This is a genomic window from Kocuria sp. p3-SID1428, from assembly GCF_025149945.1.
Classification (GTDB): Bacteria; Actinomycetota; Actinomycetes; order Actinomycetales; family Micrococcaceae; genus Kocuria.
In genome coordinates, this window is record NZ_JALXVH010000086.1 from 1 (window position 1) to 5,909 (window position 5,909).

Genomic DNA, 5,909 nt, shown 5'->3' on the forward strand with positions numbered 1-5,909 from the left:
CGCGCCTGTTCCAGGAGCTCCTCTGCCATGAAATCCTGCGCGCCGCACGAACGGCTTCGCCTCGCCGCAGGAGGTGCCCGCTGATATGGCCTGGTACCTGCTGCGCCGCCTCCTCCAGATGGTCCCCGTCTTCCTGGGCTCCATCTTCCTGATCTACTTCCTGATGTTCGCCACCTCGGGAGACCCCACCGCCGCGCTGTGCGGTGAGAAGGGCTGCACCCCCGGCACCAAGGCGGCGCTGGAGGAGCAGTACAACCTGAACGAGCCGTTCATCGTCCAGTTCCTGCTCTATCTCAAGAGCGTCGTGACCCTGGACCTCGGCAACAACTTCTCCGGTCGCCCCATCATCTCGGTGATCGCCAGCACCTTCCCCACGACCGTGCGCCTTGCGGTGATGGCCGTGATCTTCGAGGCCGTCTTCGGCATCGTCCTGGGTGTGATCTCCGGTCTGCGCAAGGGCACCTGGATCGACTCCTCCCTGCTGGTGCTGTCGCTGCTGGTGATCTCCGTGCCGATCTTCGTCCTGGCCTTCGTGGCGCAGTTCGTGATCGGCATCCAACTGGGGCTGGCCAGACCGACCGTCTCCGGGGCGGCGCCGTTCCGGGAGCTGATCCTGCCCGCCATGGTGCTCGGTGCCCTATCACTGGCCTACGTGCTGCGGCTGACCCGCAACTCGGTGGCCGAGAACAAGGACTCCGATCACGTGCGCACCGCCACGGCCAAGGGCCTCGGGCGCAGGCGGGTGATCAACGTCCACATCCTGCGCAACTCGCTGATCCCCGTGGTGACCTTCCTGGGCGTCGACCTGGGTGCGCTGATGGGAGGCGCGATCGTCACCGAGTCCATCTTCAACGTCAACGGCATCGGCAACCAGCTCTACAGCGCCATCAACCTGGGCGACGGGCCCATGGTGGTCTCGATCGTGACCCTGATCGTGGTCGTCTTCCTGGTCGCGAACCTGGTGGTCGACCTCCTCTACGCCGTGCTCGACCCGAGGATCCGATATGCCTGATCACAATGCACAGAGCCAGCCTCAGCCCTCGCCGCGTCAGGGTCGGCACGCGGACATCAACGGCCCCGCCACGCGAGATGCGGTCCAGCCCGGCCCCGAGGTGCCTCAGGCCGAGCACTTCGTGGCTTCCATCCAGGAGGACCATGGCGGACGCGCCGGCATCGAGCAGCAGCTCACCGGCAAGCCGTCCAACCTGTGGCGCGATGCCTGGAGGTCGCTGCGGCGCAATCCCGTCTTCATCGTCTCCGCGCTGCTCATGCTGTTCGTGATCTTCGTGGCGGCCTTCCCCGGGGCGCTGACCTCGGCCTCGCCGAACTCCGGCTGCGAGCTGTCCAACGCCAATGGAGCTGCGGAGCCCGGACACCCCCTGGGCTTCACCAACCAGGGCTGCGACATCCTGGCCCGCGTGGCCTACGGCACCGGCCCGTCGGTGCTCGTGGGACTGGGGACCACGGCCGGCGTGGTGGTGGTCGGCGGTCTGCTGGGAGCGCTGGCCGGCTACTTCGGCGGCTGGCTGGACGCGATCGTCTCGCGGTTCATGGACATCTTCTTCGCCCTGCCGCTGATCCTGGGCGCGATCGTGCTCATGCAGGTTCCGGTCATGGCGCAGAACCGTGGTGTGGCCACGCTGGCGATCACGCTGGTGATCTTCGGCTGGCCCCAGGTGGCGCGCATCACGCGCAGCTCCGTTATCGCGGTGCGCAACTCCGACTACGTGACGGCGGCGCGCTCGCTGGGCATGGGGCGCTTCGGGATCCTGTTCAAGCATGTGCTGCCCAATGCCGCGGGGCCGGTCATCGTGATCGCCACGATCTCGCTGGGTACCTTCATCGTGGCCGAGTCCACGCTGTCGTTCCTGGGCATCGGACTGCCCGGCCACGCCATGTCCTGGGGCAATGACATCGCCTCGGCCCGGCCGCAGCTGCGCACCAACCCCATGGCACTGTTCTGGCCCTCGCTCATGCTCTCGATCACCGTGCTGAGCTTCATCATGATGGGCGATTCGCTGCGCGATGCCCTCGACCCCAAGGGGAGGACCAAGTGAGCACCTCATCGCATGAGGGCGTCGGCGGCTCCCGCCGCGCCGATCAGCCGCAGGACGCTCAGCCCGAGCCGGCGGACGCGCAGCGCGCGGAGACCGAGCACACCGACGCCGAGCAGCAGGCTCCCTGGGCCCCGGGTCAGGAGCCCCTGACCCGCACGGGACGCATGGTCTCGCTCAAGGCCTACGACATGCTCCATGCCGACGCGGATGCCCGTCTGCGCCGCTCCGGGCAGACGCCGCTGCTGGAGATGAAGGGCGTGGGCATCACGTTCAAGACCGGCACCGGCGACGTCCAGGCCGTGGCCGATGCCGACATCCGCGTGATGCCGGGTGAGACGGTGGCGATCGTGGGCGAGTCCGGATCGGGCAAGTCCACTTCCGCGCTGGCCGCCATCGGGCTGCTGGCCTCCAACGGACGGGTCTCCTCCGGGGAGATCCGCTTCGACGGCGAGGACATCACCCACCCCTCCAAGCAGCGCCTGCAGGCCCTTCGCGGCAGCCAGATCGGCATGGTGCCCCAGGACCCCATGTCGAATCTGAACCCCGTGTGGAAGATCGGCTTCCAGGTCCGGGAGGCGCTCAAGGCCAACGGCAAGCCGCACGCGGACGCCGACGTGGTCCGGGCCCTCGAGGAGGCCGGCCTGCCGGACGCCGAGCGGCGCATGAACCAGTACCCGCACGAGTTCTCCGGCGGCATGCGCCAGCGCGCGCTGATCGCCATCGGGCTCTCATGCCGCCCGCAGCTGCTGATCGCCGATGAGCCCACCTCCGCGCTCGACGTCACCGTCCAGCGCCAGATCCTGGATCACCTGGGGCGGCTCACCAGCGAGCTCGGCACCGCGGTGCTGCTGATCACCCACGACCTGGGGCTGGCCGCCGAGCGCGCCGACCGCGTGGTCGTGATGCAGAAGGGCCGTGTGGTCGAGTCCGGACCCGCGCTGAAGCTGCTGCGCGATCCGCAGCATCCCTACACCAAGGAGCTGGTGGCGGCCGTGCCGTCGCTGCACGCAGCGGAAGACGGCCGCCGCAATGAGGGCGAGGCCGACGAGCTCATCCAGGTGCGGGATCTGGTCAAGGAGTACCGCATCCGCGGCAGCTGGGGACGCTCCACGGCCTTCCGCGCGGTCGATCAGGTCTCCTTTGACGTCCGTCGGGGCCGCACGACCGCCATCGTGGGGGAGTCCGGCTCGGGCAAGTCCACGATCGCCAAGATGCTGCTCGGGCTCGAGGACATCACCGAGGGCACGGTCACGGTCGACGGCAAGGACATCAGCGGCTTCAAGGGCCGTCAGTGGTTCGACTACCGCCGCAAGGTCCAGCCCATCTTCCAGGACCCCTACGGCTCGCTGGATCCCATGCGCAGCGTCTTCCGCTGCATCGAGGAGCCGCTGCGCGTGCACAAGGTGGGCACGTCCGCCGAGCGGCGGGAGAAGGTCCTGGACCTGCTGGATCGCGTGGCGCTGCCGCGCCAGCTGGCCGATCGGTACCCGAATGAGCTCTCGGGCGGTCAGCGGCAGCGCGTGGCCATCGCCCGTGCGCTGGCGCTGGATCCGGAGATCGTGGTGTGCGATGAGGCGGTCTCCGCCCTGGACGTCCTGGTCCAGGAGCAGGTCCTGCAGCTGCTGGGCCGGCTGCAGGACGACCTGGGGCTGACCTACCTGTTCATCACCCACGACCTGGCGGTGGTGCGCGAGATCGCCCACGAGGTCTGCGTCATGGAGAGGGGCAAGCTCGTGGAGGCCGGGTCGGTGGATTCGGTGTTCGAGAACCCGCAGGAGGAGTACACCCGCAGGCTGCTCGATGCGATCCCCGGCAAGGACCTCCTGGAGGTCTGAGCCCGTCGCGCTCGCGTCGGCGGCCCTGCCGTCGGGCTCCGGGCCCCGGTTTTGGCCAGCACGCGGGAGACATGCGTCTTCACGGTGGGCTCGGAGAGCACCAGAGCCTCCATGATCTCGTGATTCGACAGCCCGCGGCCCACGAGCTCGAAGACCTCCTGCTCCCGCGGCGTCAGGGCCTGGAGGCGGGGGTCATCGGCCACCGCGCGCTGCGGTGGGTCGATGAACCGGCGCATGAGCCGCTGCGTGGTCGACGGCGCGATCACGGCATCGCCGCGGGCGCAGGTGCGCAGGGCCCCGAGCAGCTCCTCCGGCTCGGTGTCCTTGAGCAGGAATCCGGAGGCCCCGGCGCGGATGCCCTCGAGCGCGTACTCGTCCAGGTCGAACGTGGTCAGCAGGACCACCGTGACCCCCGGATGCTCGGCCAGGATCCTGCGGGTGGCATCCAGGCCGTCCATGCCGGGCATGCGGATGTCCATGAGCAGGACGTCGGGCGCCTGCTCGGTCGCGGCCAGGCGCGCGACGAGGTCCATGGCCGCTTGGCCGTCCCCGGCCTCGCCGGCCACGACGAGGTCGGGCTGCGAGCCGATCAGCATGGCCATGCCGCTGCGGATCAGGGGCTGGTCGTCGATCAGCAGGATGTGCAGGGTCTCGGTCATCGGGTGTCCTCCTGAGGCGTGCGAGCAGTGCGGGTGCCGGGGTCGTGGTGCGACGACTCGTCGACGGCCGCTGCGAGCGGCAGCCAGCCGGTGAGCACCCAGTGCCGAGTGTCTGCCGGATCCGGCCCGGCCTCGATCTCCCCGCCGTAGAGCCGGAGGCGCTCGCCGAGTCCGCGCAGCCCCTGGCCGCCAGAGGGCGGCGCCGTGACCTCGGGATCGGGGCCGGCGATGCGTCCGTCGCTGCGGATCTGCACGACCAGGTCGGAGCCGTCGTGATTCAGCCGCACCTGGGCTGCTGTGGCCTGCGGTGCGTGCTTGAGCGTGTTGGTCAGGCCCTCCTGCACAAGGCGGTAGACCGCCAGGGACGGACCGGAGGGCAGCTCCGGCAGATCGGCCGGATGCACCTGGAGATCGACGTCCAGCCCGGCGCTGCGCACCGAGTCCACGAGCGCCGGAAGGTCCTGCACGGTGGGGACCGGGGCGCGCTCGGCCTCCTCGCCGTCGGTGCGCAGCACGCCCAGCAGGCTGCGCATCTCGCTCAGCGACCCCCGGGCGGTCGTGGCGATCGTGCCCAGCACGTCGGCGGCCACGGAGGGATCGCTGCGCACGGCGTAGCGGGCGCCGTCGGCCTGGGCGATCACGACGGACAGCGAATGCGCCACCACGTCGTGCATCTCCCGGGCGATGCGGGTGCGCTCGTCCTGGGCGGCCAGGCGCACCTCCTGATCCCGCTCGACCTCCAGCCGGCGTGCCCGCTCGGCCAGGGCCTCGGCGCGGTGGGCCTCGGCCTCCCGACGCTGCAGGGTCACGCGGTGGAGGTCTCCGGCCAGGTAGGAGGCGACGATGATCAGCATCATCATGATCCCCTGGCTGGCGGCGCCGATCGCCCACTCCGTGAGCGTCACCTCCGCGGCGCCGGAGGACAGGGGAGCACCCAGGCGCCACCCGGGCCAGCTGGCGCTGACGATCGCAGCCACCAGCAGGGCCAGCGCCAGCAGCGACAGGCGAGTGCGACGGCGGCAGCGCGAGGCCACGGTGTAGAGCAGCCAGGGCACGCCGAGCAGGCCGATGCCCAGGGGGAAGACCCCCAGCACCACCGTGGCGACCACGGAGACGAGGGCGAACAGCGCGGCGGACAGGGCGGGGCGCAGGGGCCGCAGGACCAGCACGGCGATGAGCGCCAGCGAGCAGGCCATCTGCGCCGGGGAGCTCACGGTCACGAGCACGGTGAAGGCTGCCAGCGCCAGCAGGAACAGGGCATTGGTCCAGGCGGAGTGGGTGCGCAGCCAGTCGGCCACGCGGTGATGCAGCTGCATGGGACCTCGGAGGAATCGAGCAGATGAGGGCCGCGTCGACAG

The 5,909-nt window shown here is 69.9% G+C and carries 4 protein-coding genes and 1 pseudogene; 3 read left to right on the forward strand and 2 right to left on the reverse strand.

Annotated elements, in window-relative coordinates:
- Window positions 1-85: 85 nt before the first annotated feature.
- From M3E84_RS12230 to M3E84_RS12240, 3 genes are all read left to right on the forward strand, one after another.
- A complete protein-coding gene (locus tag M3E84_RS12230; protein ID WP_259896545.1) occupies window positions 86-1,012 on the forward strand; it encodes an ABC transporter permease in 927 nt (308 codons plus the stop codon).
- Entirely contained in the window at window positions 1,005-2,057 is a 1,053-nt protein-coding gene (locus M3E84_RS12235; protein ID WP_259896543.1) for an ABC transporter permease, read from the forward strand. Before M3E84_RS12230 ends, M3E84_RS12235 begins: the two co-directional genes overlap by 8 nt.
- Before the next feature lie 188 nt (window positions 2,058-2,245).
- Window positions 2,246-3,892 (forward strand): ABC transporter ATP-binding protein, encoded by a 1,647-nt coding sequence (locus M3E84_RS12240; RefSeq protein ID WP_259896547.1) that lies wholly within the window; start codon window positions 2,246-2,248, stop codon window positions 3,890-3,892.
- 47 nt (window positions 3,893-3,939) lie between these two features.
- Here the strand turns inward: M3E84_RS12240 and M3E84_RS12245 are convergent.
- Both M3E84_RS12245 and M3E84_RS12430 read right to left on the reverse strand, forming a co-directional pair.
- Window positions 3,940-4,551 (reverse strand): annotated as a pseudogene (locus M3E84_RS12245) (response regulator); the annotation flags it as partial.
- Window positions 4,548-5,867 (reverse strand): histidine kinase, encoded by a 1,320-nt coding sequence (locus M3E84_RS12430; RefSeq protein ID WP_311200484.1) that lies wholly within the window; start codon window positions 5,865-5,867, stop codon window positions 4,548-4,550. The gene M3E84_RS12430 and the pseudogene M3E84_RS12245, both read right to left, overlap by 4 nt.
- Between the last annotated feature and the right edge of the window lie 42 nt (window positions 5,868-5,909).